The sequence below is a fragment of the Pseudomonas brenneri genome (assembly GCF_007858285.1).
Classification (GTDB): Bacteria; Pseudomonadota; Gammaproteobacteria; order Pseudomonadales; family Pseudomonadaceae; genus Aquipseudomonas; species Aquipseudomonas brenneri.
Genome location: NZ_VFIL01000001.1, coordinates 585,517 through 611,832 on the forward strand (window position 1 = coordinate 585,517; position 26,316 = coordinate 611,832).

23 protein-coding genes are annotated in these 26,316 nt (G+C 61.9%); 17 read left to right on the forward strand and 6 right to left on the reverse strand.

Annotated features, from left to right (window positions below; all coding sequences use genetic code 11):
- Window positions 1-4: 4 nt before the first annotated feature.
- Complete coding sequence (locus FJD34_RS02525) at window positions 5-1,657, reverse strand: AMP-binding protein (RefSeq protein WP_090291043.1); 1,653 nt, start codon at window positions 1,655-1,657, stop codon at window positions 5-7.
- A gap of 253 nt (window positions 1,658-1,910) precedes the next feature.
- Between FJD34_RS02525 and FJD34_RS02530 the strand changes: the two genes are divergently transcribed.
- From FJD34_RS02530 to FJD34_RS02545, 4 genes are all read left to right on the forward strand, one after another.
- Window positions 1,911-2,804, forward strand: a complete 894-nt coding sequence (locus FJD34_RS02530) for a bestrophin family protein (protein WP_065943240.1) — start codon at window positions 1,911-1,913, stop codon at window positions 2,802-2,804.
- A gap of 75 nt (window positions 2,805-2,879) precedes the next feature.
- Window positions 2,880-3,938, forward strand: a complete 1,059-nt coding sequence (locus tag FJD34_RS02535; protein WP_065943241.1) for a tetratricopeptide repeat protein — start codon at window positions 2,880-2,882, stop codon at window positions 3,936-3,938.
- Window positions 3,939-4,081: 143 nt separating this feature from the next.
- Entirely contained in the window at window positions 4,082-5,584 is a 1,503-nt protein-coding gene (locus FJD34_RS02540; RefSeq protein WP_032860537.1) for an ATPase domain-containing protein, read from the forward strand.
- The gene (locus FJD34_RS02545; RefSeq protein WP_065943243.1) at window positions 5,581-7,263 is read left to right on the forward strand and encodes a response regulator; all 1,683 of its coding nucleotides are present in this window, start codon (window positions 5,581-5,583) and stop codon (window positions 7,261-7,263) included. The genes FJD34_RS02540 and FJD34_RS02545 overlap by 4 nt, the downstream gene beginning before the upstream one ends.
- Window positions 7,264-7,300: 37 nt before the next feature.
- On the opposite strand, the gene FJD34_RS02550 is transcribed toward FJD34_RS02545, so the two are convergent.
- The 5 genes from FJD34_RS02550 to FJD34_RS02570 all read right to left on the reverse strand — a co-directional run bounded on the left by FJD34_RS02550 (window position 7,301) and on the right by FJD34_RS02570 (window position 13,877).
- Window positions 7,301-7,678: a response regulator gene (locus tag FJD34_RS02550; protein ID WP_032860539.1), complete on the reverse strand. Its 378-nt coding sequence runs from the start codon at window positions 7,676-7,678 to the stop codon at window positions 7,301-7,303.
- Window positions 7,679-7,756: 78 nt separating this feature from the next.
- On the reverse strand, window positions 7,757-8,950 hold the full coding sequence (locus FJD34_RS02555; RefSeq protein ID WP_032860540.1) for a hybrid sensor histidine kinase/response regulator: 1,194 nt from the start codon (window positions 8,948-8,950) through the stop codon (window positions 7,757-7,759).
- Window positions 8,944-9,549 carry a chemotaxis protein CheB gene (locus tag FJD34_RS02560; protein ID WP_090291042.1) on the reverse strand — a complete coding sequence of 202 codons (606 nt, stop codon included), beginning with the start codon at window positions 9,547-9,549 and terminating at the stop codon, window positions 8,944-8,946. The genes FJD34_RS02555 and FJD34_RS02560 overlap by 7 nt, the downstream gene beginning before the upstream one ends.
- Window positions 9,546-10,361 (reverse strand): CheR family methyltransferase, encoded by an 816-nt coding sequence (locus FJD34_RS02565; RefSeq protein WP_032860542.1) that lies wholly within the window; start codon window positions 10,359-10,361, stop codon window positions 9,546-9,548. Before FJD34_RS02565 ends, FJD34_RS02560 begins: the two co-directional genes overlap by 4 nt.
- A gap of 15 nt (window positions 10,362-10,376) precedes the next feature.
- Complete coding sequence (locus FJD34_RS02570; protein ID WP_032860543.1) at window positions 10,377-13,877, reverse strand: response regulator; 3,501 nt, start codon at window positions 13,875-13,877, stop codon at window positions 10,377-10,379.
- A gap of 223 nt (window positions 13,878-14,100) precedes the next feature.
- Here FJD34_RS02570 and FJD34_RS02575 point away from each other — a divergent pair, with 223 nt between their 5' ends.
- From FJD34_RS02575 to FJD34_RS02635, 13 genes are all read left to right on the forward strand, one after another.
- Window positions 14,101-14,466 carry a response regulator gene (locus FJD34_RS02575; protein WP_032860544.1) on the forward strand — a complete coding sequence of 122 codons (366 nt, stop codon included), beginning with the start codon at window positions 14,101-14,103 and terminating at the stop codon, window positions 14,464-14,466.
- A 345-nt stretch (window positions 14,467-14,811) separates the two neighbouring features.
- Entirely contained in the window at window positions 14,812-15,573 is a 762-nt protein-coding gene (locus FJD34_RS02580; protein WP_050593369.1) for a hypothetical protein, read from the forward strand.
- A gap of 95 nt (window positions 15,574-15,668) precedes the next feature.
- Window positions 15,669-17,069: a DUF1254 domain-containing protein gene (locus FJD34_RS02585; RefSeq protein ID WP_090291041.1), complete on the forward strand. Its 1,401-nt coding sequence runs from the start codon at window positions 15,669-15,671 to the stop codon at window positions 17,067-17,069.
- Window positions 17,070-17,114: 45 nt separating this feature from the next.
- Complete coding sequence (locus FJD34_RS02590) at window positions 17,115-18,020, forward strand: transporter (RefSeq protein ID WP_032860547.1); 906 nt, start codon at window positions 17,115-17,117, stop codon at window positions 18,018-18,020.
- A gap of 20 nt (window positions 18,021-18,040) precedes the next feature.
- Window positions 18,041-18,781, forward strand: coding sequence for a DUF2092 domain-containing protein (locus FJD34_RS02595; protein WP_032860548.1), 741 nt, complete (start codon window positions 18,041-18,043; stop codon window positions 18,779-18,781).
- On the forward strand, window positions 18,778-19,329 hold the full coding sequence (locus FJD34_RS02600; protein WP_032860549.1) for a hypothetical protein: 552 nt from the start codon (window positions 18,778-18,780) through the stop codon (window positions 19,327-19,329). Before FJD34_RS02595 ends, FJD34_RS02600 begins: the two co-directional genes overlap by 4 nt.
- A 24-nt stretch (window positions 19,330-19,353) precedes the next feature.
- Complete coding sequence (locus FJD34_RS02605; protein ID WP_032860550.1) at window positions 19,354-20,328, forward strand: AAA family ATPase; 975 nt, start codon at window positions 19,354-19,356, stop codon at window positions 20,326-20,328.
- Window positions 20,325-21,248 (forward strand): DUF58 domain-containing protein, encoded by a 924-nt coding sequence (locus FJD34_RS02610; protein WP_032860551.1) that lies wholly within the window; start codon window positions 20,325-20,327, stop codon window positions 21,246-21,248. The genes FJD34_RS02605 and FJD34_RS02610 overlap by 4 nt, the downstream gene beginning before the upstream one ends.
- On the forward strand, window positions 21,245-21,715 hold the full coding sequence (locus FJD34_RS02615; protein ID WP_090291040.1) for a DUF4381 domain-containing protein: 471 nt from the start codon (window positions 21,245-21,247) through the stop codon (window positions 21,713-21,715). The genes FJD34_RS02610 and FJD34_RS02615 overlap by 4 nt, the downstream gene beginning before the upstream one ends.
- The gene (locus FJD34_RS02620; protein ID WP_090291039.1) at window positions 21,702-22,703 is read left to right on the forward strand and encodes a vWA domain-containing protein; all 1,002 of its coding nucleotides are present in this window, start codon (window positions 21,702-21,704) and stop codon (window positions 22,701-22,703) included. Before FJD34_RS02615 ends, FJD34_RS02620 begins: the two co-directional genes overlap by 14 nt.
- On the forward strand, window positions 22,684-24,195 hold the full coding sequence (locus FJD34_RS02625) for a VWA domain-containing protein (protein WP_090291038.1): 1,512 nt from the start codon (window positions 22,684-22,686) through the stop codon (window positions 24,193-24,195). Before FJD34_RS02620 ends, FJD34_RS02625 begins: the two co-directional genes overlap by 20 nt.
- Window positions 24,188-25,243, forward strand: a complete 1,056-nt coding sequence (locus FJD34_RS02630; RefSeq protein ID WP_090291037.1) for a BatD family protein — start codon at window positions 24,188-24,190, stop codon at window positions 25,241-25,243. The genes FJD34_RS02625 and FJD34_RS02630 overlap by 8 nt, the downstream gene beginning before the upstream one ends.
- Window positions 25,240-26,241: an HAD family hydrolase gene (locus FJD34_RS02635; protein WP_090291036.1), complete on the forward strand. Its 1,002-nt coding sequence runs from the start codon at window positions 25,240-25,242 to the stop codon at window positions 26,239-26,241. The genes FJD34_RS02630 and FJD34_RS02635 overlap by 4 nt, the downstream gene beginning before the upstream one ends.
- The last annotated feature ends 75 nt before the right edge of the window (window positions 26,242-26,316 follow it).

Genomic DNA, 26,316 nt, shown 5'->3' on the forward strand with positions numbered 1-26,316 from the left:
GGGTTCAAGCCGTGGTCGCTGCCTGGACCTTGGCGATTTCCTGGTTACGCAAAATAAAACGTTGCAGCTTGCCGCTCGGGGTCTTGGGCAAGTCGCTGACAAATTCGATTTCCCGTGGGTAAGCGTGTGCCGCCAGGCGCTTGCGCACATGCTGGCGCAGCTCTTCGGCCAACTCGGCGTCGGCACGGTATTGGCTGTTGATGACCACGAACGCCTTGACCAGCTCGGTGCGTTCCGCATCCGGCTTGCCGACCACCGCCGCTTCGATCACCGCTGGGTGTTCGACCAATGCACTCTCCACATCGAACGGCCCCACGCGGTAGCCGGAGGTCGTGATCACATCGTCACTGCGCCCGACAAAACTGATACTGCCATCGGGATTGAGCTCCACGGTGTCGCCGCTCAAGTAGTACTTGCCAACAAAAGCCTTGGTCTTGACTCCCTCGTAGCCAGCGAACCAGCACATCGGCGACTGCTCGCGGTCGATCGCCAGGATGCCCGGCTGGCCCGCGGGCAATTCTTGATAGTTGTCGTCCAGCACCACGATGCGGTGCCCCGGCGAGGCAAAGCCGGCGGAACCGACATGCACCGGGTGCTCCAGGCCATGGTGGTTGCACAGGACCATGCCCAACTCGGTCTGGCCGTAGTGATCATGGATGGTCACGCCCAGGTTATCGGCGAACCAGCGAATCACTTCCGGGTTCAGCGGCTCGCCCGCGCTGCTGACGATGCGCAGCCGGCCCTTGATCGAGCGCGCGAACTGCTCGCCGCCGGCAATCAGCAGGCGGTAGGCCGTGGGTGAGCCGGTGAGGTTGGTGATCCCGTATTTGTTGATGACCCGGCAGGTGCTTTCCAGGGTAAAAGGACCATCGTAAAAGGTGATCGGATGGCCCATGGCCAACGGCCCGGCCACGCCGAAATAGATGCCGTAGGCCCAGCCCGGATCGGCGACGTTCCAGAATGCATCTTCAGGGCGCAAGTCCACGGCGTCGCGGGTGTAGCTCTGGAACGCGACCAGGGCCTTGAGCGGCACGGCCAGGGCTTTCGACGGGCCGGTGGTGCCGGAGGTGAACATCAGCAGGAAGGGATCATCGGCGCCCAGCAGGACCGGCTCGCAAACATTGGAATAGTTGGGCAACTCGGCCCAGAAGCTGAAATCGCCACGCACAATACCTTCGCCCTTGGCACCGGCCACGGTAACGATGGTCGGGCAATCGGCAACTTCGGCCAGCTTGCTGCGGTTGCCCGCGTCGGTCACCACCAGCGCCGCCCCGGAACTGTTCAGGCGATGCTCGATGGCCTTGGGACCGAACGCGGTGAACAACGGTTGATAGACCGCGCCGATGCGCCAGGTGGCAAGCACCGTCACCAGCAGTTCGGCGGTGCGCGGCAACAGGCCGGCAACCTTGTCGCCGCGCTTGACGCCCTGGGCCAGCAGGAAGTTGGCCAAACGTGCCGCCTGGTCTTGCAGGTCGCTGAAGGTGGACGTGGCGCTACGGCCATCCTTGCCCTCCCAGAACAAGGCAATCCGCCCCGGCAGCGCGTGCCGGTCGCAGCACTCGACGCAGGCGTTGAGCCCTTGCAGGTGGCCGGCCAGTGCGGCCTCGACGGTTTGCTGGTAGTTGAACTGGGTGGTAGCAGCCAAATAATCGCGCATCGTGGCAAATCCCTGTGTCTTTTGTTGTTTTTGGGGGCGTGCTTTTGCGGGGTGAACCTGCGCAAATAGTGGCGCCAGAGCGGCACAGGGACAATGGTCAAAGCTTTCAATGTGGCTGACTGGTTTGGCCAATGACGCCTGGCAAAAACGGCTCCGTCATAGAGGCCGACAATCATCCAGTCAACGCAAGCGATTGGACGCCCTGCCCGCCTGCTTCTAATCTGAGGGCCTGCGCCACCGAAGAAGCCCCTCGATGATTGTTCGCCCCAAACCCAATCTGTTCGGCATCCTGTTCTCCCTCAAGGGCTCGATTGCCAAGCGTATTGCCCTGCGCAGCCTGTTGGTCACGCTGCTGGCCTCGGTGATCGTGCTGGTGGAGACCCTGCACCCAGCCTATTTTTCCAAGGTCAACGCCACGCCGTTCACGCTGCTGGGGTTGTCGCTGTCGATCTTCATGAGCTTTCGCAATAACGCCTGCTACGACCGCTGGTGGGAGGGCCGCAAGCAACTGGGGCAAATGATCGTTGAGATCCGCTCGCTGATCCGTGAAACCCAGGTGTTCACACAGCCTGGCGAGCGTGAAGGTCTGTTGCGTGGTTTGTGTGGTTTTGCCCACGGCCTGGTTGCCCGCCTGCGTCACGAAGACGAGGCTCGCGCCATCAAGCCGTGGTCCCGCGTTGAACCCAGCCACCCGAACCTGCCCGACAGCATCCTGCAATCTCTCGGCGCGCACTGCTCAAACGCTGCGCAACAGGGCCGGATCAGTGACTGGCGCTACACCCAGCTGGAAACCCGCCTGGTGGGCCTGAGCCAGGTGCAAGCCGCGTGCGAGCGAATCAAGAGCACGCCACTGCCCTTTCCCTACACCCTGTTGCTGCACCGCACCATCTACCTGTTCTGCATCCTGCTGCCGTTTGCCATGGCCGAGCCACTGGGTTGGCTGACGCCGATTTTTACCGCCATCGTCAGCTACACCTTCTTTGGCCTGGATGAGATCGGCGATGACCTGGAAGACCCGTTCGGCTTCGACGAAAACGACCTGCCCTGCAATGCCATCGTGCGTACCCTGGAGCGCGAGATCCTTGCGGCGCTGGGCGAAACCGAGCTGCCCGCGCCCCTGGAGCCCGTGGACTACGTACTGACGTGACACAGGTTTGACACTCGTCGGTGTCTGACCGAAGCTGAGCACTTTGCACTAGCTGCCCAGCTTTCGGACGCCTGCATGTCAAAGTCACGCCGTTACTCGATCATCGGCCTGAGCGCCCTGTTGTTTGTCGTACTGATGATTTGGTATTTCTCCCGCACTCCCAGCGTGTCTGCCCCCCCGGCTATTGCCCACGGTTACTCCAAAGCAATGAAACAGGCGCATAACGGCGAACCTGGCGCGGCGCGGGTGCTGTATCAGCAATTGGCCCGGCCGGACCTGTCCGATGTGCGCCGCGCGGCCCTGCACAGTGAACTGCACAACTACCCAAGCCCCCAGGCATTGAAACTGGCGGACAAGGACCTGAGCCACCCGGCACCACTGGTGCGCCAGGCAGCCATTACCAGCATCGTCGGCCTGGTGCCCAGCGGCCAGCGCACCTTGTTGCTTGGCCCTTTGCTCGACGATGACGAGCAAAGCGTGCGGTTTGCCGCCGCCAATGCCCTGTTGGGGCTGTCTCCCGACACCCTGGGCCTGTACTTCGGCCCCTTGCAGCAGGTGCTGGATGAATATGTGAAATACCTCAAGTCCCAACCCGAAAGCCCCGAAGGCTGGATCCAGCTGGCACGCCTGTACATCCACAGCGCCCTGTTGCCCGAAGCACAGCATGCCCTGGAGCAGGCCTTGCGCCTGGATCCGGAGAACCTGCCGGCCGTGGTGGCGCGCATCGAGTTGCTGGATAAGCAAGGCAAGGTCGATGATTCGCGCCAAGTGCTGGCGGCCCAACTACAAGCCCATCCCGAGTCGGCCTACCTGCAACATGCCCTGGGCATGTGGCTGCTGCACCATGGCGAGCGCGAGTATGCCCTGCTGGGCCTGTCCAAGGCCGTGGAACTGGAACCCGACAATCAGGATTACCGCTACGACCTGGCCACCACCCTGCATGATCAGGAGGAGTTGGAAGCCGCCCAGCGCCAGTTGGAAGAAATCGTCCAGCGCCATCCCGCCAACCGCAAGGCCCGGGTACTGTTGATCAACTACTGGAAGGAAAGCGGCCAGTTGCAGAACGTGCAGGTGCTGTTGGCACAGCTGGAACAGCAAAACCCCGACGATCCGGCGCTGCAACAAGGGCTTTGAAGCGCTCAAGTGGTTAAGCGCTGCGCGCTGGATTACACATTTGATAGAAAACGTTGAACCGCCCCATAGCCCAACGGTCAAGTGAATATGGCGTGCCTTAGCCGGCACGCCCCTCCATTTGATACGTGACCCGAGGGCACTTCTTGTCTACATCCAAAGAGCTGTTCACAGCAAAAGCGGCCACCGGCATCGAAGGTCTTGACGACATTCTTTGCGGGGGCCTATCGCGTAGCCACCTGTTCCTGCTCGAAGGTGAACCCGGCACCGGCAAGACCACCGTGGCCCTGCACTTTCTCCAGGCCGGGGCCAAGGCCGGCGAACGATCGCTGTACATCACCCTGTCGGAAACCGAGCGCGAGCTGCGCCAGGGTGCCAAGTCCCATGGCTGGGACCTGGACGAACACATCCATATTTTTGAACTGACCCCACCGGAAAGCCTGCTCAATGCCGAGCATCAGCAAAGCCTGCTGTACTCCTCCGACCTGGAGCTGGGCGAGGCCACCCGGCAGATCTTCGAAGTGGTGGAACGGGTCAAGCCCACCCGTGTGGTGATCGACAGCCTCTCGGAGATCCGCCTGCTGGCACAAAGCTCATTGCGTTATCGCAGGCAGATCCTCGCGATCAAGCACTACTTCGTGCGCTACGAAGCCACTGTACTGCTGCTGGACGACTTGACCACCGAGTCCCTGGACAAAACCGTACACAGCGTGGCCCACGGGGTGATCCGCCTGGAAGAGCTGACCCCCAACTACGGCGCGGAACGGCGCCGTGTGCGGGTGGTGAAGTACCGCGGGCAGAAATACCGTGGCGGCTTTCACGACTTCACCATCATGCAGGACGGCGTGCATGTGTTCCCGCGCCTGGTGGCGGCCGAGCACCGGGGCGGCTACAACCGCCAGACCCTGACCAGCGGCATTCGTGAGATGGACGCACTGCTGGGTGGCGGTATCGAGACCGGCTCCAGCACCCTGATCCTGGGCCCGGCCGGTACTGGCAAATCGTTGATTTCGATGATCTTCGCCGCCGCCGCAGTGGCCCGTGGTGAAAAAGCTGCACTGTTCATCTTCGATGAAGAGCTGGGCCTGTTGTTCGACCGCATGAAAAACATGGGCATCGACCTGGCCGCCCTGCAAGCCACTGGCAACCTGTTGATCGAACAGGTGGATGCCGCCGAGCTGTCGCCGGGCGAGTTTTCCCACCGGGTGCGGCGCTGCGTGGACGAACGCCAGATCAAGACCGTGGTCATCGACAGCATCAACGGCTATCAGGCGGCCATGCCCGAGGAAAACGCCCTGGTGCTGCACATGCACGAGCTGTTGCTGTACCTCAACCGCCGGGGCGCGGCGACCTTCATGACCGTGGCCCAACACGGCCTGGTCGGCGATATGCAGGCCCCGGTGGATATCACCTACCTGGCAGACACGGTGATCCTGCTGCGCTACTTCGAAGCGTTGGGCAAGGTGCGACGGGCCATTTCGATCATCAAGAAACGCACCGGCAGCCATGAGTCGACCATTCGCGAGTACCGCATCGCCAGCCAGGGCATGACCATCGGCGAACCCCTCGAAGCCTTCCAGGGCGTGCTACGTGGCGTCCCTACCTACATGGGTGCTGGCAACCCGCTGCTCAAGGATGAGAGCTTGTGAGTAGCCTGCCGGCCGTTTCCGAGCGCGCGATCATTCTCGCGCCCTTGGGACGGGACAGCTCGCTGGCGCTGATGATGCTCAACGAGGCAGGTTTCAGTGGTATCGCTGCCACCAACCTGCCGATGCTTTGCGAGGAGGCGGAACAAGGTGCGGGCCTGCTCATTATTGCCGCCGAAGCCTTGCTTGGGGTCGGCCTGGAACCACTGCTGGACTACCTGCACCAGCAGCCGGCCTGGTCGGACCTGCCGATCGTGCTGCTGACTCACCACGGCGGCTGCGAACAGAACGCGTCCTCGCACCTGAGCGCCAGGCTGGGCAATATCACTTTGCTGGAGCGGCCGTTTCATCCGGTGACCTTGATCAGCCTGGTGAGCACCGCCCTGCGTGGCCGCCGAAGGCAGTACGAGGCCCGGGACCGCCTGATCGACTTGAGCCAGAGCGAACTGCGCCTGCAACGCACCCTGGAAACCCTTGAGCAGCAAGTCGAAGAACGCACCGCCCAGTTGCGCACTAACGAAGAAGCCTTGCGCCAGTCGCAAAAAATGGAAGCCGTCGGCCAATTGACCGGCGGCATCGCCCACGACTTCAACAATATGCTCACCGGCATTATCGGCAGCCTGGAACTGCTGCGCCGGCGCCTGGCGCGGGGGCGCCTGGATGACCTCGACAGCCTGATCGACCTTGGTGTCACCTCGGCCAACCGCGCCGCCGGCCTGACCCACCGCCTGCTGGCGTTCTCTCGCCGCCAGTCACTGGACTCCAAACCGGTGGAGATCAACCAACTGGTGACGGCCATGGGCGAACTGCTGCAACGCAGCCTCAACGAAAGCATCGTGCTCCAGATGCAACTGGACGGGCAATTGTGGACCGCTGAAGCCGACCCCAACCAACTGGAAAGCGCCCTGCTCAACCTGGCCCTGAATGCCCGGGACGCCATGCCGGATGGCGGCCGGCTGGTGGTGCAAACCCGTAATCGTCACCTGGACAACATGTTCACTGCGGCATACGGCACGCTGACGCCGGGCGACTACGTGGAGCTGAGCGTCAGTGATACCGGCTGCGGGATGCCCGACACCGTGATCAGCCGGGCCTTCGACCCCTTCTTCACCACCAAGCCCATCGGCCAGGGCACCGGCCTGGGTTTGTCGATGATCTACGGCTTCGCTCGCCAATCCCATGGCCATGTGACCATTCACAGCGTGGTTGGCCAGGGCACCACCGTCAGCCTGTTCCTACCGCGTTTTGTCGGCGAAATCCCCGCCGACATGCCTCACGACCCGACCCTGCTGCCCTTTGCCAATTGCGGTGAGACCGTGCTGATCGTCGAGGACGACCCGGCAGTGCGGGTGCTGGTCAGCCAGGTGCTGAGTGAATTGGGCTATGCCTTTGTCGAAGCTTCGGATGCCGACAGCGCGCTGCCGATTATCGAATCCAGCCAGCGCATTGATCTGCTGATCAGTGACGTGGGGTTACCGGGGATGAACGGACGGCAACTGGCGGAGATAGGCAGGCAGATTCGCCCAGACCTGAAGGTGTTGTTTATTACCGGGTATGCCGAGCATGCGGCGGTGCGCGGGGGGTTCCTGGACCCTGGGATGCAATTGATCACCAAGCCATTTACGTTTGATCTGTTGACCGCGAAGGTGCGGGAGATGATCAGGGCGTCAGGCTCAGGGTGAGCCTGAACCGCCCACAGCGACGGTCACAGGCGAGAGCTCAAGCCAACAACCGCTGGATATGCTCATGTAGCGTATCCAGATCAAACGGCTTGGCCAGGATCGGTGCATTACGTGTGATCGGGCTGTTGCAGTCGAGGATCTCCTGTGGGTACCCGCTGATAAAGATCACCTTCAACTCAGGCCGCAACTTGATCGCCGGCTCGGCAATCTGCACCCCGGAAATCCCGCCAGGCAGACGATAGTCGGTGACCATCAAGTCCAGGTGCGGCTTGGAGGCGAGGATTTCAAAAGCCTGCTCGCCGTCGACCGCCTTGAGTACCCGATACCCCAGGCCTGCGAGGTACTCGCCCAGCACGAACATGATCGACTCGTCATCCTCGACGATCAGTACAACATCTTGTGCATCTTCACTCATGGGAAGCCTTTGTCCGGTCAATTGCTGCTGTTACGACCATCGGGTCACGCAGAGGTTGCGTCAGGGCGGCGATTGATTTCACGCCCCAGGCCCCAGGGGCAGGCACACTCGAAACAATGCGCCTTCGCCTATCCGACTCTCGACTTCAATAGTGCCACCGTGGGCCGCCACAATCTGCTCGGAAATAAACAGACCCAGGCCAAGCCCTGCCACCGCATGGTTGGCAGACACCCGCTCGAACTGCTGGAAAATTCGTCTCTGATTGTCTTCGCTGATGCCAATCCCGCGGTCCTGCACTTCAACCCGCGCCTCCTCATGTTCAACATACACTCGGACATCCACCGGGCTCTTGGCACCGTAGCGAAGGGCGTTGGTCAACAGGTTGGACACCACTTGCTCAATGCGAAACTCATCCCAATTACCCTCTACCGGCTGGGGCGCATCCAGTTGCACCGACGATTCGGCTGCCGCCACTTGCGGGGCAAAGTTCTCCAGCAGGTTGCGCACCAGGTTCGCCAGGTCAAAATGCCCGGGGCGGATCGACAGCTTGCCGGTGCGGATCCGCGACACGTCGAGCATGTCCTCGATCAGGCGGATCAGGCTCTGGATCTGCCGCTCATCGCGGTCGACCATGGCGTGCATCTTGTCCAGGGTAAAGGCGGTAGCGTTGTTCCGGGCCAGGTGCATCTTGCGCAACTGGGTTTCCAGGATCAGACCGTTCAGGGGCGTACGCACCTCGTGGGCGACGATAGACATAAAGTCATCGCGCATGCGCACCGCCTGCTCCAGTTGCGCCTGGGTCGCCTGCAGGCGGTTGAGCAACAGTTCCTGCTCGCGCCGGCTCTGCTCCAGGGCTTCGACCTGCAACTTCATGGCCTTGCTCTGGCGAAACAGGTCGACAAATACATTGACCTTGCTCTTGACCGCATGGATATCCAGCGGCTTGTGCAGGAAGTCCACCGCGCCGCTCTCGTAGCCCTTGAAGGCATAGTTGAGCTCACGGCCTGCCGCGCTGACAAACACGATCGGGATGTTCTTGGTCTTTTCGGTACCGCGCATCATTTCGGCCAGTTCGAAGCCATTCATGCCGGGCATCTGCACGTCGAGAATCGCCATGGCGAACTCGTGCTCCAGCAGCAGCGACAAGGCTTCGTCGGCACTCAAGGCCTTGTAGACCTGACGGTCCTCGCGCTTGATCAGCGCTTCAAGGGCCAACAGGTTTTCCGGCAGATCGTCGACGATCAGCAGTTTGGCCTGGATAGTACTTAACATGGGGAAGATTCCAGGGAAGCCAGCAAATCGCCAATGCGGCTCAAGGTAAGGATATGGTCAGGTGTATGCAGCGCCAGGGCCGCCTTGGGCATTACGTCCACCCGCGCATCCGAAGGGTCCTGCACCACGGTGATGCCGCCACGCTGTTTGACGTGGGTCAGGCCTCGCGCACCGTCCTGGTTGGCACCGGTCAGCAGGATTGCCAGCAGGTTCGGGCCATAGGCGTCGGCGGCAGACTCAAACAGATAGTCAATGGCCGGGCGCGAGTGATGAACGCGCTCTTCCTGGCTCAGCGACAGGCTGCGGTCGTGTTCCACTGATAAGTGATAGCCAGGGCCCGCAAAGTAGAGGGTACCGGGCTGGATCTGCTCCTTGTCCCGCGCTTCCACCACCGTCATCGCCACACGCCGGTCAAACACCTCGGCCAACTGGCTGCGGCGCTCATCCGGCAGGTGCAGCACGGCGATGATCGGCAGGCTGAACCCTGGCGCCAAGGCACCAAAAATGCTCAACAACGCCTCGACCCCTCCGGCTGATGCGCCAACGACAATGGCTTGGACACCCGGCACACGCGCCAGGCTGACAGCAGTTTCATTCATGATTTGCGGTAGATCCGTTCTTGCTTGACCAAGGGTTCGAACTGTTTGCTGTAGGCGGAAAAATCCAGGGTTTCCTTACTGCCCAACACCAGGAAGCCGCGATGGCACAGTGACTCATGAAACAGTCCAAACGCCCGATCCTGCAACTTTTTATTGAAATAAATCAGAACGTTACGACATGAAATCAATTGTGTTTCCGAGAACACACTGTCGGTTGCCAGGCTATGGTCGGCAAACGTCACGTTTTCCCGCAGGGTCTTGTCAAAGATCGCGTAATCGTAGGCCGCCGTGTAGTAGTCGGCAAACGACTGTTTCCCACCCGCCTGCTGATAATTGTGGGTATAGGCACGGACGTTTTCCAGGGAAAAAATCCCCTGCTTGGCCTTGTCCAGGGAGTTGGGGTTGATATCCGTGGCATAAATGATAGTGCGCTCGAGCAAACCCTCCTCACGCAACAAAATGGCCATGGAATACACTTCTTCCCCGGTACTGCAACCGGCGATCCAGATCTTGATCGACGGGTAAGTCTTGAGCAAAGGCACCACTTCCTGGCGAATCGCCAGGAAGTGCGACGGGTCGCGAAACATCTCGCTGACCGGGATAGTCAGAAACTGCAGCAACTGCATGAACGCCGTGGGATCGTGCAGCACCCGCTCCTGCAACGCCGAAATCGTCTTGCAGTCGAACTGGCGCAAGGCATGGGCCACGCGACGCTTGACCGAAGCCCCGGAGTAGTCACGAAAGTCATAGCTGTACTTGAGGTAAATCGCCTCGATCAGCAAGCGCAGTTCAATATCTGTACTTCGATCCACTTAGTGTATTTCCACTTAAATGCGTTCCATCTTGGGCAACCACACTCGAATCAGCGAGAACAGCCGGTCCAGGTCGATGGGCTTGGCCAGGTAATCGTTGGAGCCCGCTGCGAGGCAGCGCTCCTGATCGTCCTTCATCGCCTTGGCCGTCACCGCAATGATCGGCAACTTGCGCCAGCGCGGGTCCTGGCGGATCAAGGCGGTCGCCTCGTAGCCATCCATCTCCGGCATCATCACGTCCATCAACACCAGGTCGATATCCTCGACTTCATTGAGTCTTTCGATGGCTTCACGGCCATTACGGCCAATCACCACAATCGCCCCCTTGTGTTCCAGGGCGCTGGTAAGGGCGAAAATGTTGCGTACATCGTCGTCCACCAGCAACACCTTGCGGCCCTCGAAGACCTTGTCGCGGCTGCGGGCGGTCTTGAGCATCTTCTGCCGTTCCTGGGACAGCTGGGATTCGACTTTGTGCAAAAACAGTGTCACTTCGTCCAGCAACCGTTCAGGTGAACGGGCCCCCTTGATGATGATGGAACGCGAATACTTGCGCAGTTCCGCCTCTTCATCCCGGGTCAGGTTGCGCCCGGTATAGACAATCACCGGCGGGAACGAACAGATGTCCTCGGTGGCCATGCGCTTGAGCAACTCGTTGCCGAGCATGTCCGGCAACTTGAGATCGATGATCATGCAGTCGTATACCGTGCTGCGCAGCAGATCCAGGGCCTCCTGGGCGAAACCAACGGCGGTGATTTCAATGTCTTCGTCGCCGATCAGGCGGGCAATGCTGTCGCGCTGCAAATCGTCGTCTTCCACCAGCAGGATGCGTTTGACCTTCTGCGTCAACTTGGCCTCCAGGCGCGCAAACACGTCCTTGAGTTCTTCGCGGGTGGTGGGCTTGACGGCATAACCGATGGCGCCCATGTGCATGGCGGCTTCGACACGGTCCTCGACGGAAATCACATGCACCGGGATATGCCGGGTCTGGGCGTGCTCCTTGAGGCGTTGCAACACGGTGAGACCGGAGTGGTCCGGCAGACGCATGTCCAGCAGGATCGCATCGGGCAGGTACTGTTCGGCCAGGGTGTAGCCCTCGTCCGCACCGTGGGCCACCAGGCAGTGATACCCCAGTTCGTGGGCCAGGTCGAAGAGGATCCGCGCAAAGTTCGGCTCGTCTTCCACCACCAGGATGCAGCGGGTGGTGAACGGGGCCAGTTCGCGGTCATCGGCAAATCGCGGGATCAACGCTTCGTCGGCCACCGGCAACGGCGACACCTTGATCGGTGCTACGGGTGCCGGAGCAATCACGGCTGCCCGCGGGCGCTCGATGGCGGGCGCGTCTTCATCGCGTTCAACGTACTGCTCCGGCAGCACCAGGGTAAAGATGCTGCCCTGGCCCGGCTCACTGGTGACGTTGATATAGCCGCCTAGCAAGGTGGCCAGGTCGCGGGAAATGGACAGCCCGAGACCGGTACCGCCATAACGGCGGTTGGTGGTGCCATCGGCCTGGCGGAAGGCTTCGAAGATGCTTTCCTGCTGGTCCGGGGCGATACCGATCCCCGAGTCGCGCACGGTAAAGGCAATACCCTCCCCCGGCTGGCGGGAAATGGTCAGGCTGACCTGGCCTTTCTCGGTGAACTTGACTGCATTGGACAGCAGGTTCTTGAGGATCTGCTCCAGGCGCTGACGGTCGGTGAACAACATCAGCGGCGCACCGGCCTGAACCTCCACCTGGAATCCAAGCTTGCGATCCGCCGCCAATGGCTCGAACATCCCGCGCAAACCATCGGCCAGGCGTGCGACGCTGGTGTTTTCCGGGCGCATATCGAGCTTGCCGGCCTCGACCTTGGCAATATCCAGAATGTCATTGATCAGGTTGAGCAGATCGTTGCCGGCCGAGTAGATCGACTCGGCAAACTTGACCTGTTCGGCGCTGAGGTTTTCCTCGGAGTTCTCCGCCAGTAGCTTGGCCAGGATCAGCGAACTGTTGAGCGGCGTGCGCAACTCATGGGACATGTTGGCGAGGAACTCGGACTTGTACTTGCTGGAGCGCTGCAACTCATCGGCGCGGTCCTCCAGCTCGACCTGGGCGCGATTGAGCTCAACGTTCTTGCGGTCCATGGCATCGCGCTGGTCGGCGAGGACCTGGGTCTGCTCGGCCAATTGCTCGTTGGTCTGTTCCAGCTCCGCCTGCTGGGTTTCCAGGTGAGCCTGGGATTCCTTGAGGATGCGTGACTGCTCTTCCAGTTCCTCGTTGGCGGTCTTGAGCTCTTCCTGCTGCACTTGCAGCTCTTCATTGAGTTGCTGGGTCTCGGCCAGCACTTCCTGCAACCGCTGGCGATAGCGCGCGGCTTCAATGGAGGTGCCGATATTGCCGGCGATCAGCTCCAGCAGTTCCACATCACGCTCGTCCAGCGGGCGCAAGAAGCCCAGTTCAATCACCCCATTGACCCGATCGTCATCGCTGGTCGGCACCACCAACACGCTGCGCGGCGTACCGTCACCCAGACCGGAGCTGACCTTGAAGTAGTCCACCGGCACATCGTCCAGGCGAATCAGGCGGTGCTGCTGGGCGGCCTGGCCGACAATTCCCTCGTCGCGGTAGATCGCCTGTTCCTGCTGCTCCTGCTCCCGGGAGAAGCCATACGTAGCCACGCGCTTGAGACCGCCGTGTTCTTCACGCACATACAGGGCGGCCACCACCGAGCCCATGTATTGGGCACAAAATTGCAGGATATTGCGCCCCAGCAGGTTCAGCGTCAGTTGGCCCAGCACCTGTTCAGCCAGTTCGGTCTGGCCGTTGCGCAGCCAGGCCTGCTGTTCCAGGCGCTTGGCGATCTTCATTTGCGACGCCAGGTTGGCGCTGTAGCTGTCGGACAGGACGACTAGGTTTTTTCTGCCTGCATACGCCAGAAAACCACTCAGGCCCAACACAAACAGCAAGTAAAGCGTCACGCTGAGCACAGTGGTGCGAGTGACGTCCTCATTGCGTTCGAGCCGGAACTGCTGCTCCATCGCAATCGCTGCATCGTATTCCTTGCGGATCTCGTCGGTCAGGCGCTTACCCCGCCCGGCTTTCACTGCGCCACGGTAATCGCCGTTCTGGCGTTGCAGGTCAATCATCGTCTGGGCGTAGTTGTTCCACTCCAGTTGCAACGATTCCAGGCGCTTGAGGCGATCCACTTGCTGGGGGTTATCCGCGACCAGCGCCTGCAAATTGCGCAGATCGGCAATGATCCGTGGCTTGGCCACTTCATAAGGGTCAAGGAAATGCTCGTCGCCGGTAATCAGGAAACCACGCATGCCGGTTTCCTGGTCAACCGTCAGTTTCGCGGTTTCATTGAGGTTGTTGATCACCCGGTCCGTGTGCTCCACCCACTGGATCACCGACAACAGGTAGGTGATCAGGCACACGAAAAACACCGCACTGATCACCCCCACACCGAGCGGCAGCGCTACGTTGCGGCTCAGGAGTTTGCGGAAACTGTTTTCATCGACTGACGAAGCGGGAGTCATGGGCGTGCCTTGGCCAAGTACGGAAAAACCGGAAGTTTGCCCCAAAATCGACGACGACGGCTATGTTTCTGCCGTATTTCAACGACACACCGAGGACATTGGCCCTGATTATTGGCACAATGCCCGCACCGTTTCGGGAACTTGCCGGGATCGACGCGACTCATTAGAGGATGGTCTTTCAGCTGATCAAGACCTGTACCTCCACTTCTTGGGAACCCTCATTATGTCCGGCGAATCCACCATCCTTGTAGTCGAAGACGATGCCATCGTGCGCATGCTGATCGTCGATGTGCTCGAAGAACTGGAGTTCAAGGTGCTGGTGGCTGAACACGCCGAAGCTGCGCAGGCATTCATAGAAGACAGCGCAAAAGTGATCGACCTGATGATGACCGACTGGGGCCTGCCGGGTATGAATGGCAAGGAACTGGCGGAAAAAACCCGAGAACTGCGTCCAACCCTGCCCATCCTGCTTGCCAGTGGCTATGCCGAAAACATCGACTTGCCCGCGGGCGTGCAGATGATTGCCAAGCCGTTCTCCATCGACCAGTTGCGCGATAAAGTCAAAGGCATGCTGGGTACCCCCTTGTAGGCGCTGGCTTGCCAGCGATGGTCGCTAACGATGACCTGGGCCACTTGACACTACTCAGCGCCCTTTCCGGCGCCATCGCTGGCAAGCCAGTTCCTACAGGTAAGCTGGTCCGCGCACTGGCTCTGCTAGACATATATCCCCGCAAAAACCGTGATTGCCCCCCACACGAAGTCATTAATTCATTCGAATGACTAGCGAGTCTGAATTTAGCTGCTAGCTTCAAACGACATGTCCTACAAGATATTTCGAATAAGGACCACCGGCAGCCCATACGAATCGCTATCGGGTCAGTGACCAAGGAACTGGGGAATCATGATGTTCACGCCAGCGCGACTTCCGGCATTTATGTTGGCCTCTTTGCTGTTGCCCACGTTTGCTGCCCAGGCCGATAACGCCGACACAGCGAACAAGAGCAATAACCCGCTCAACCTGGCGCCGGGGGCCAACCTGCAGGACTACTACACCCCCAAGTTGTACGACAGCGATGCCCATACCAATGACCTGTTGTTGCGCGGCACGCTGCCCATTGCCCCGTCGGATTTTATCGGCGTGCCGCAACTGCTGCGCGCCACCCTGCCCCTGAGCACCCGACCTGATCCACACAGTGGCTACAGCACCGGTATCGGCGACCTGAACCTGTTCGATATTTTCCTGCTCAAGACCGATGGCGTGCAGTTGGGCATCGGCCCGCAGATAACTGCGCCGACCGCCGAGCACGATGAACTGGGCACTGGCAAATGGCAGGCGGGCCTAGCCGCCATTGCCATCGACGCGTCGCCCCGTGGCCTGCTGGGCGCACTGGTGCAGTACCAAAGCTCGTTCGCCGGCGACCGGGACCGGGCGCACGTGGAAAGTGCCACTTTTCAACCGTTCATCATCCATAACCTGCCCAAGGGCTGGTACCTGCGCTCCACCGGCACCTGGACCTTTGACCTGAAGAACGACACCCACTACATCCCCATCGGGCTCGGTGCAGGCAAGGCATGGAAAGCCGGCAGCAATATTCTCAACGCTTTTATCGAGCCGCAGTGGACGGTGGCGCGCAAAGGCGATGGGTTGCCGCAGTTCACCCTGTTCGCCGGGATCAACGTCACTTTCGGTAAATAACCACGATTTAGGCGGGCCCTGATTCACAATGCTGGCTTGGGCCTACTGGCCCTGTCTGCCAGTGGCGTAACGTATTGAAGGAAGGACGCACCAACATGATTGGAAAACCAACGCGCCTACTCTTGGCGAGCCTCTCGATAGTGCTGAGCACCGGCGCCTGGGCGGACTTTACCGCCACCCCCAGTGAAGCCCGGGCCATTGCCAAGGAAGCCTATCTGTATGGCTTCCCGGTGGTGGAAATGTACAAGACCCTCTACACCCAGGCGGTGGACAAGGGCGGCGTCAACTTCAAGGCACCGTTCAATAAAATCGGCAACACCGCCAAGGTCTTCACGCCCAAGGACACGGCATTCGTCACCCCCAATTCGGACACGCCCTACTCCTTTGTCTGGCTGGACCTGCGCCGTGAACCGGTGGTGCTGACCCTGCCGAAAATCGAGGACAGCCGTTACTACTCCGTGCAGTTGATCGACCTCTATACCCAGAACTTCGCCTACCTGGGCACCCGCAGCACCGGCAACAATGGCGGGCACTACATGGTCGCCGGGCCCAACTGGAAGGGCCAGCAGCCGGTGGATGTGGACCGTGTGGTCTACAGCGAAAGCAATATCGCCTACGCGCTGTATCGCACCCAGTTGTTCGATGACAAGGACCTGGCCAAGGTCAAGCAGATCCAGGGCGGCTACAAAGTCCAGCCCCTGAGCAGCTACGTCAAACAGGCAGCGCCTGCCAAGGTGCCGAAGATCGAATGGCCCAAGCCGGTCGCCGACATGAGCGACAGCCCGCAACTGTTCCGCTACCTGAACTTCATGCTGGCCTTCGCTGCGCCCCAGGACAGTGAAAAAGACCTGCTGGCGCGCTTTGCCAAGATCGGTATCGCCCCTGGTGCGCCGTTCAAGGTCGCGCAACTCAGCGCCGAACAGCGCAAGGCCCTGGAAGACGGCATCGCCGACGGCAAGGCCGAGTTTGCAACCTTCAAAAAGGACAAGGTCGATACCCACCAAATCACCAGCGGCGATCTGTTCGGCAGCCGCGATCACCTGAAAAACAACTACCTGTACCGCTACGCCGGTGCCGACATGGGGATTTTTGGCAACTCCACCGATGAAGCGGCCTACATGAGCTACTTCGTCGACAGTGAAGGCAAGCCGGCCAACGGCGCGAAGCACAGCTACACGCTGCATTTCGCCAAGGACCAGTTGCCGCCCGCCGACGCGTTCTGGTCGCTGACCCTGTACAACGGCAAAAACAAGCTGCTGGTGGCCAACCACAAGAAACGCTACCTGATCAACTCGCGGATGTTGCCCGAGCTGAAACTTGATGCCGATGGGGGCTTGACCCTCAAGGTCCAGCACCACGAGCCCCCAAAAGCCGAACAAAGCAACTGGCTGCCGGCGCCCCCCGGCCCGTTCTACGCAATCCTGCGCATTTACCTGCCCAAGCCTGAGGTGGGTAACGGCCAGTGGAAGCTACCGCCGCTGACCCCGATAAAATAACCACCCAACGATCCCTGACGTCAGGCCGAAACAAGGAGTAGAGCCATGGTTTCACGCAGTCAACTGAGTGCATTCGCTACCGCCACACTGGCGCTGATGCCGGGGATGGGGTTTGCCGACAACGCCAGGGATTGGCAGAACACCCCCACGGACCTGAATATGCTGTTCGGTTACTACAACCGGGTCGACACCAACACGCCCATCGACACCACGTTGCCGATCGATGGTTTGTCGCTCAACGCCGATGTGTATCTGTTGCGCTACGCCCGCTCGTTCGGCATCGACGGGCGCAACAGTGCCATTCAGCTTATCCAGCCCTATGCCGACGTTTCGGCATCCTTCGACAACGCGCGCTTCTTCGATGGCACCAAGCACAACGGCGGCATGGGCGATGCCCAGGTGGTGTTCGCGCACAATATCTTCGGCGGCCCGGCGCTGACCGCTGCGGAGTTTGCCAACTGGAAACCCGAAACCTTCCTCACTGGCGCCGTGTGGCTCACTGTACCGACTGGCGACTATGACAAGGACCGCGTGATCAACATCGGCGCCAACCGCTGGGTGGTCAAGCCGGAGCTGGGTTTTGGCACGCCGTTCGGCCCCACCTGGCTGGAAATCAATACCTGGGTCTCGCTGTTTGGCGACAACGACGAGTACCACGGCAACAGCAAGCTGGAGCAAAAGCCGCTGTACGCCATCGAGGGCCACTACAGCTACACCATCAACCGCGCGCTTTGGGCGTCGCTGGATGCCACCTACAGCCGTGGCGGCGAAAGCAAGATCGACGGCATCTGGCAGGACAACAAGCAGGAAAACGGCCTGTTGGGAGCCAGCCTCGGTTTTATGCTAACACCGCAGTTCGGTGGGCTGCTGGCCTATTCCGACACGATTGCCGAGCGACGCGGTTCGCCAGACGTGAACACCTGGACCTTGCGCATGCAATACGTGTGGTAATCGCCCCAGTGAGGTAAGCCATGTTGCGTTTTCATCGCATACACCGGTTATTGCTTGGCTTGCTGCTTGTCAGCGGCGGGGCCGTGGCCGCTGAACTGGAGCCCAAGGCCCTGGCTGCCCTGGAGCAGATGGGCAGCTACCTGCGTGGTTTGCAGCAGTTGCGTATCGACGCCGACAGCCGCACCGACCAGGTCCTGGAAAACGGCCAGGTCATCGAGTTCAACCACCGGACCCACCTGCAGGCCAGGCGGCCCGATAAACTGCGGGTGCAGGTCGAACGCGATGGCAACCGCCGCAGCCTGTTCTACAACGGCCAGCGCTTTACCCTTTACGACAGCCGCAGCGGTTACTTCACCGAACAGGCCGCCCCCACGGACATCGCCAGCTTGCTCGCGCAATTGAGCGAGCGCTACGGCATCGAACTGCCCCTGGCCGACCTGTTCCGCTGGGACGCCAATACCGCCAAGGTCGCAGGCCTGAGTGATGCCCTGTGGATCGATCAGCAAACCCTCGACGGCCAAGTGTGCGATCACTATGCGTACCGACAACCGGATATCGACTGGCAACTGTGGATTCGCCAGGGCCCGCAGCCACTGCCGTGCCGCCTGGTGATCAGCCGCCGCGACAGCGCCGAACAGCCACGCCACAGCGTTGACTACCGCTGGCAACTTGACGCCCCGAGCAACGATCGGGACTTTGAGTTCACCCCACCGGCCGGCGCCCGGGCAATCCCCCTGGCCCCCGCAGGAGCCCAGCCATGAAGCCCACGGCAGCGGTGCTCACCGCCAGTTTGCTGCTGACGCTGTTCGACCCGCTGGCCGCCCAGGCCTGGCAGATGCGTGGCGGCGGTGGCGCACGGACATTCGTGGTGCCCCATGGTGGTGGCGGCTTCCATCCCCCGCCGCCCCACCCCATGCCGGCTCCCCGGCCACTGCCGCCCCATCCCGAACCGCACCCACAACCGGGACCACATCCTTATCCGGGGCCGCAGCCACATCCTCCGCCACCGCCGGGGCCACACCCGCAGCCTTATCCGGGGCCTGGGCCGCATCCCTATCCGATGCCGCCCCCGCCACCGCCACCACCACCGCCGCCAGATGACTGGTATCACCCCTGGGCTACGGCCGCCGTGATTGGCGCCACCACCGCCACGGTCCTGGCCATCGGTACACGGGTCAACAGCGTGCCGGTGGACTGCGTGTCGGTTGTCGCCAATGGCGTGGCCTACCAGCATTGCGGGCCGACCTGGTACCAGCCGCATTACGTCGGCAGCTCCGTGCAGTACATCGTGGTCGCCGCACCCTGGTGATCCCTTGCCTCAAGGACGATTGTGATGACAGCGCTCAACGATCTAAACGCCCTGCAAGCCAACATCGCCGAAAGCGTGCTGGGCCAAGACCAGGTTATCCGGCAGATCCTCCTGGGCCTGCTGGCCAACGGTCACCTGCTGCTGGAAAGCCTTCCGGGGCTGGCCAAGACCCGCACGGTCAAGGCCCTGGCCAGGCACCTGGACGCAAAAATGAGCCGGATCCAGTTCACCCCCGATCTGCTGCCCTCGGACATCACCGGGGCCGAGGTCCTGCACCAGGTGGATGGGCAGAACCAGATCCGCTTCCAGCCCGGCCCGCTGTTCGGCAACCTGATCCTTGCCGATGAAATCAACCGCGCCCCGGCCAAGGTCCAGGCCGCCCTGCTCGAAGCCATGGAAGAGCGGCAAATCACCGTGGCGGGCGCCAGTCATGCACTGCCCGAGTTGTTTATCGTGGTCGCGACCCAGAACCCCATCGAGCAGGAAGGCACCTACCCGTTGCCGGAAGCGCAGATGGACCGGTTCGTGATGAAAATCCTCCTCGACTACCCCAGTGCCGATGATGAAAGCCAGGTGTTGCGCCTGCTGCGTGCGGAAGAACAGGCCGTCGACAGCTCCGTCACCCAGGGTTTCACTCTGGCGCAGGAGGTGATCTTCGCCGCCCGCAAGGAAGTCAGCGCGGTACAGGTCTCACCTGCCATCGACCGCTACCTGATCGACCTGATCAATGCCACCCGCCACCCCGGCGACTACGACGCGGACCTGGCGCGCTGGATCAGCCTCGGCGCCAGCCCCCGGGGAGGCATCGGCCTGGACCGCTGCGCGCGGGCCGACGCCTGGCTACAGGGGCAGGCATTCGTGACGCCAGCCAACGTGCAAGCCGTGGTCCACCCGGTGCTGCGTCACCGCCTGCAATTGAGCTACGACGCCGTGGCCGATGGCGTCAACGCCGATCAGGTGCTGGACCGGCTCCTGGCCAAAGTGGCGCTCCCGGCATGAACGCCGACGGCCAGGTCTACGTGTCCCTCGGGCAGTTGATGGCCCTGCAGTTCCAGGCACGGGGCTTGAGTTTCATTGCGCGCCAACCCCGGGGCAGCCTCCTGGCGGGCAACCATGCCTCCAGGCTGCGCGGGCGCGGCCTGAACTTCGACGAGCTGCGGCGCTATCAACCCGGCGACGATTTGCGTCACCTCGACTGGCGGGCGTCCCTGCGCACCGGCAAGCCGGTGGTGCGGTCCTTTACCGAGGAACGCGACCGCCCGGCCTTGATCGTGGTCGACCAACGCATGTCGATGTTCTTTGGCTCGGTGCGCAGTTTCAAATCGGCAGTCGCCGCCGAGTTGGGGGCGCTGGCGGCGTGGATGGTATTCGGCGCGGGCGACCGGGTTGGCGGCGTGGTGTTCAACGATGAGCGCATCGACGCCGTGGCCCCGCTGCGCAGCCGCAAGCGGGTCGAAGCCCTGTGCAGCCGCATCGTGCAGCATAACCAGGCGCTCAACGCCAGCAATCCCGACCATGAAGGCGACGGGCAACTGGACAAGGTCTTGCAGCAGTGCCTGGCCCTGGCCGGGCATGACCATTTGATCTGCATCGTCAGCGACTTTGCCGGCGCCGGGCCGCGCACCCTGCAGCTGTTGCGGCAACTGTCGGCCCACAATGATGTGATCGCCCTGCAAGTCTACGATCCACTGGCCCTCAACGTGCCCAGGACCGGCCAACTGCGCGTGACCCAGGGCCAGCTGCAAGTGGAGCTGGCGGTGCAGAAACAGCAGGTGCGCCAACCCTTGGGGGATTTTCTGGGCGGGCGCTTGAAGGCTGTCGCCAGCCTGTTACGCCGCAGCCAGGTGCCGTTGCTGATGTTCAGCACCGCGCTGCCCGCCGCCGATCAGTTGCGTGACGAACTGGGCAGGCGTCGTTGAACAGCCAGGTGCCGAGCATCGAACAGCTGCAAGAGCTGGGCTTGCCCGCGCCCGTCAGCTATTGGCCGCAGACCTGGGGCTGGTGGGTCCTGCTGGGGCTGCTGGTCCTGGGCCTGTTGGCGTGGGCAGCACGGGCCTGGTTGAAATGGCGACGCAATGCCTATCGCCGTGAAGCCCTGGCGCGACTGGATGCCCTGGACGATCTACGCGAGCTGCCAACGCTGCTCAAGCGCGTGGCCCTGTCGATGCCCCTGGCACCCGAGGAACAGCAACGCGTGCCGACCCTGAGTGGCGCCCAGTGGCAAGCCTTCCTGCAACGCCATGGCGGCGCGGATGTGCCGGCAGACCTCAGCCGGCAACTGGCCGAGTTGGCTTACGCCCCGGCTGACGCGCTGTCGCCGGAACAACGCACACGCCTGCTGGCCCAATGCCGAACCTGGGTGGAGGCTCATCATGTGGCAGCTTGATTACCCCTGGCTGTTGCTCCTGCTGCCATTGCCCTGGCTGGCCTGGCGTTACCTGCCCGACTACCGCGAGGCGCGCAGCGCCGTACGTGTACCGTTTTTTACGGGTATGAGCCGTGCAGTGGGGCAAAAACCTGCGGCCAGTGGCAGCCAAGGCAATCGCGCGCAACTGATGCTCAACCTGTTGGTGTGGAGCCTGCTGGTGCTGGCCATCGCCCGCCCGGTCTGGGTCGAAAAACCCATCGAACGCCAACAGCCGGTGCGCGACCTGATGCTCGCCATCGACATATCCCAGTCCATGCAGACCGAGGATTTCACCGACGCCAGTGGCCAGAAAATCGACCGTCTGACGGCGGTCAAGCAAGTGGTGCAGGGGTTTATCCAGCGCCGCAAGGATGATCGCCTGGGCCTGATCCTGTTTGGCAGCGGCGCCTATCCCCAGGCGCCATTGACCCTGGACCATGCCAGCCTGGCGCTGTTGCTCGATGACAGCGGCATCGGCATGGCCGGGCCCAACACCGCAATTGGCGATGCCATCGGCTTGAGCCTGAAACTGCTGGACGCGGCCCACGAACAGGAAAAAGTGCTGATCCTGCTCACCGACGGCAACGACACCAGCAGCGCCATCACCCCGGAACACGCGGCCAGCATGGCGGCAGCCAAAGGCGTGGTGATCCATACCATCGGCATTGGCGACCCGAGTGCGTCGGGCGAAGCCAAGGTCAACCTCAGTGCCTTGCAGCAGATTGCCGAAACCACGGGCGGACGTTATTTGCGTGCCGAAAACCGCGACACCCTGGACCAGGTCTACGCCACCCTGGACCAACTCACCCCCCATCAAGTGAAAACCCTCAGCCACCAGCCCAAGCGCGATCTGTTCTGGCTGCCGCTGACCGCGGCCCTGAGCCTGTTTGCGCTGTATCACCTGATTGCCGCCGCATGGCCGCACCGCCCAAGACGGGAGGCCGCTGATGGCGTTCAACCTCAGTGACTTGCACTTGCTGCGCCCGGCCTGGCTGTTGCTGGCGCTGATCGGCGTGCTGTTGCCGATGCTGTGGCGGCGCAGCCGCGATCTGCAACACCGTCTGCGCGGCAATATTGCGCCCCATCTGTTACCACATCTGCTGTTGATGCCCAGCGACCCCCACCGCCTGCGGCCCGTACATCTGGCCAGTGCGCTGTTGGTGCTCGGCGCCCTCGCCGCTGCCGGGCCGACCTGGGAACAGGACCGCCCGGACTTCCTGGAAAACCGTGCGCCGTTGATCATTGCCCTCGACCTGTCGCCGTCCATGGACACTATCGACGTGCCACCCACCCGCCTCGAAGCGGCCAAGCACACATTGCACGACCTGATTGCGCGCCGCAGCGGCGCACGCACCGCGCTGATCGTCTACGCCGGCAGTGCGCACCTGGTATTGCCGCCCACCGATGACCCGGCATTACTGGACAGCTTTATCCAGGCCTTGAGCAGCGACTTGCTCACCCGGCCGGGCAAGGACGTGGCCGGGGTTATCGCGCAGGCCAAGCGCCTGCTGGCGGCAGAGCAAGCCCCCGGTACCCTGCTGCTGATAAGTGACGGTGCCGACGTCACGCAACTGTCGCGCCTCAAGGCGTTATTGGCCGACAGCCCGCTGCAAGTATTGATCCTGGCCGTAGGCAGCAATCCCGCCAGCTTTGACGCCCCGGCCCTGAAACAACTGGCTGCTGCCACCGACGCACCACTGGGCAGCCTGACCCTCAATGACGACGATCTCGACTGGGTGGAGCTGCACGCCCAGCAGCATTTCCAGGATGCCGATGAGCAACAGCGCGCCCTGCAATGGAAAGACGCCGGTTACTGGCTCTGCTGGCCACTGTTGCTGGTGGCGCTGCTGTGCATTCGTCGCGGCTGGAGCCTGAACTGGGCTGCCGTGCTGCTGCTGGGGCTGCTCCTGCCACCCCAGCCTGCCCAGGCCAATGCCCTGGCCGATGCGTTCCTCACCGCCGATCAACAGGGGCGCTGGGCCTTTGAGCACCATCACTACCCCGCCGCCGCCCAACTGTTTGTCGACCCCTACTGGAAAGGCATCGCCGCCTACAACGCCGCCGACTATGACCTGGCCCTGGCCACCTTCGCCCAACTCGACACCGCGCAGGCAGCGTTCTACCAGGGCAATATCTACGTGCGCCGCTTCAAGTTCGACCAGGCCATCAGCGCCTATCAGCAAGCCTTACAACACCAGCCGGACTTTCCCCAGGCCAGCGCCAACCTGGCATTGGCCATAGCCTTGAAAAAAGACACCGAAAGCGCAGCCGACAACACCCCCGAGGTCAAGCCCGACGCCCTCAAGTTCGACAAGACGCCCGGCAAGGGCCAGACCAAGACGGTGCAGACCGAACAGGCCAGCAGTGATGCCTTGTGGCTGCAGAACCTGAGCACTTCGCCGGCCAATTTCCTGCGACGTAAATTCAGCCTGCAAGATCAAGGTGCGGGCCATGAATAGGTATGCCCTGCTCGGCCTGCTGTTCTGCGCCCCGCTCTGGGCGGGCGAGCCGCAACTCAAAGTGCAGGTGCAACTGCTGCCCGGCCCGCAGGTGGTGGTGGGCGAGCAAGTGCAGTTGCAGGTCGATGTGCTCACCGACACCTGGTTCACTGCCGCCGCCAGCCTGCCAGCCTTGCAATTACCGGGGGCGCGGGTGGATGCACCGGGCGGCGAGTCCGAGCACCTGACCCAGGTGATCGACGGCCAGACCTTCTTTGGCATGCGCTACCGCTACCGGATCACCCCCAATGTGGCCCAAGACTTCAACGTGCCCTCCCTGACCATCAGTGCCCAGCCGGGCCAGGCCAGCGCCCCGTTGATCGCCCACAGCACACCACTGGCCTTCAAGGCCTCGCGACCGCCCGGTTTCGCCCCCGGCGAACACCTGCTGGTGGCCGCCGACGTGCGCCTGGCACAACAGCTCAGCACCTCGGCGAGCCCTTTGCACGTCGGCGACAGCCTGACCCGCACCGTCACCCTGCAAGCCGACAACACCCCGGCACTGTCCTTGGCCGCGCCACCCCAGGTTACGATTCAAGGCCTGCGTGCCTACCCACAGGCGCCCATGATCAGCAACCTGGATAACGGGCGCGGCACACTCACTGGCGGGCAGCGCGTGGATCGCTGGGTGTACCGGATCGAACAGGCGGGTCATTACCAACTACCCGCGATCCGCGTGAAATGGTGGGACAGCCGCAACCATCGCCTGCAAGTGGCGCAATTGCCGGCCATCAACGTCGAAGCCCTGGCCGGTAGCACCTACGCCCCGACCTTTTCCATCGCCCAAGACCTCAAGGACCTCGGCCAGCACAGCCGCTGGCAACTGTCGCGCCATGCCCTGGCCTGGAGCGCGGCGCTGGTGCTGCTGGCGCTCGCCGGCTACCTGCTCCGCGTGCTGTGGCCACGGGTTCCTCCTCTGTGGCGACGGGCCTGGACAACATTGCGCTGGACCTGCCGTCAACTACGCTTGCAACCACTGAACCCTCGTCGCGAAAAGGATTTCCCATGACGTCTCTGCGCCGCACCCTGCCCTTGCTGCTGCTCCTGAGCTTCCCGGTGCTGGGCGCCGACCCACTGCCTTCCTGGAATGAGGGCCCGAGCAAACAGCACATCATCGAGTTCGTCCAGGCGGTGACCGCCGAGGGCTCGACGGACTATGTCAAACCGGCCGAGCGCATCGCCGTGTTCGATAACGACGGCACTCTGTGGACCGAGCAACCGGCGTATTTCCAGGTGCTGTTCGCATTCGATGAAATCAAACGCCTGGCGCCCCAGCATCCGGACTGGCGCACCACCCAGCCCTTCAAGGCAGTGCTGGAAAACGACCATCAGGCCCTGGCCCAGAGCGGCATGGACGGCCTGCTGAAAATCATCGGCGCGACCCATACCGGGATCAGCACCGAGACCTTTATCGCCAATGCCAAGACCTGGTTGACCCAGGCCCGCCACCCGAAAACCGGCAAACCCTACACCGAGATGATCTACCAGCCGATGCTGGAAATGCTCGACTACCTGCGCAGCCAGCAATTCAAGACCTACATCGTCTCCGGCGGCGACACCGCATTCATGCGCGCCTTTGCCGAAGTGGTCTACGGCGTGCCGCCGGAACAGGTGATCGGCAGCACCTTCGTGACCCAGTTCCAGATCACCGACGGCACCCCGCACATCCTGCGCACTGCCAAGCTGGCCCACAACGACGATGGCCCGGGCAAGCCGGAAAGCATCGACGCGATCATCGGCCGGCGCCCGATCCTGGCCTTCGGCAACTCCGACGGCGACCTGCAGATGCTGCAGTGGACGGCCGCTGGCAAAGGCAAACGCTTGATGGGGCTGGTGCACCACACCGACGCCACGCGCGAGTGGGCCTATGACCGCAAATCTTCCGTCGGGCGCCTGGACAAGGCGCTGGATGAGGCAAACACCCAAGGTTGGACCGTGGTGGATATGGCCGCCGAATGGCGCCGTATCTACCCCTTCGAGCCGGTGGTGCAACAGCAGGTGCAATAAGAAAAGACGTCGCGATGGACTGTAATAAACGTTGGTCGCAGGTACTGCGGCTCAAGCCGATATAGGAGCAGGTCT

Coding starts and splice junctions, on each gene's coding strand:
- FJD34_RS02555 (WP_032860540.1), bottom strand. CDS start 8,950: ATGTTAAGTACTATCCAGGCCAAACTGCTGATCGTCGACGATCTGCCG.
- FJD34_RS02570 (WP_032860543.1), bottom strand. CDS start 13,877: ATGACTCCCGCTTCGTCAGTCGATGAAAACAGTTTCCGCAAACTCCTG.
- FJD34_RS02575 (WP_032860544.1), top strand. CDS start 14,101: ATGTCCGGCGAATCCACCATCCTTGTAGTCGAAGACGATGCCATCGTG.
- FJD34_RS02610 (WP_032860551.1), top strand. CDS start 20,325: ATGAACGCCGACGGCCAGGTCTACGTGTCCCTCGGGCAGTTGATGGCC.
- FJD34_RS02595 (WP_032860548.1), top strand. CDS start 18,041: ATGTTGCGTTTTCATCGCATACACCGGTTATTGCTTGGCTTGCTGCTT.
- FJD34_RS02590 (WP_032860547.1), top strand. CDS start 17,115: ATGGTTTCACGCAGTCAACTGAGTGCATTCGCTACCGCCACACTGGCG.
- FJD34_RS02620 (WP_090291039.1), top strand. CDS start 21,702: ATGTGGCAGCTTGATTACCCCTGGCTGTTGCTCCTGCTGCCATTGCCC.
- FJD34_RS02525 (WP_090291043.1), bottom strand. CDS start 1,657: ATGCGCGATTATTTGGCTGCTACCACCCAGTTCAACTACCAGCAAACC.
- FJD34_RS02580 (WP_050593369.1), top strand. CDS start 14,812: ATGTTGGCCTCTTTGCTGTTGCCCACGTTTGCTGCCCAGGCCGATAAC.
- FJD34_RS02630 (WP_090291037.1), top strand. CDS start 24,188: ATGAATAGGTATGCCCTGCTCGGCCTGCTGTTCTGCGCCCCGCTCTGG.
- FJD34_RS02535 (WP_065943241.1), top strand. CDS start 2,880: ATGTCAAAGTCACGCCGTTACTCGATCATCGGCCTGAGCGCCCTGTTG.
- FJD34_RS02530 (WP_065943240.1), top strand. CDS start 1,911: ATGATTGTTCGCCCCAAACCCAATCTGTTCGGCATCCTGTTCTCCCTC.
- FJD34_RS02600 (WP_032860549.1), top strand. CDS start 18,778: ATGAAGCCCACGGCAGCGGTGCTCACCGCCAGTTTGCTGCTGACGCTG.
- FJD34_RS02585 (WP_090291041.1), top strand. CDS start 15,669: ATGATTGGAAAACCAACGCGCCTACTCTTGGCGAGCCTCTCGATAGTG.
- FJD34_RS02635 (WP_090291036.1), top strand. CDS start 25,240: ATGACGTCTCTGCGCCGCACCCTGCCCTTGCTGCTGCTCCTGAGCTTC.
- FJD34_RS02605 (WP_032860550.1), top strand. CDS start 19,354: ATGACAGCGCTCAACGATCTAAACGCCCTGCAAGCCAACATCGCCGAA.
- FJD34_RS02550 (WP_032860539.1), bottom strand. CDS start 7,678: ATGAGTGAAGATGCACAAGATGTTGTACTGATCGTCGAGGATGACGAG.
- FJD34_RS02560 (WP_090291042.1), bottom strand. CDS start 9,549: ATGAATGAAACTGCTGTCAGCCTGGCGCGTGTGCCGGGTGTCCAAGCC.
- FJD34_RS02625 (WP_090291038.1), top strand. CDS start 22,684: ATGGCGTTCAACCTCAGTGACTTGCACTTGCTGCGCCCGGCCTGGCTG.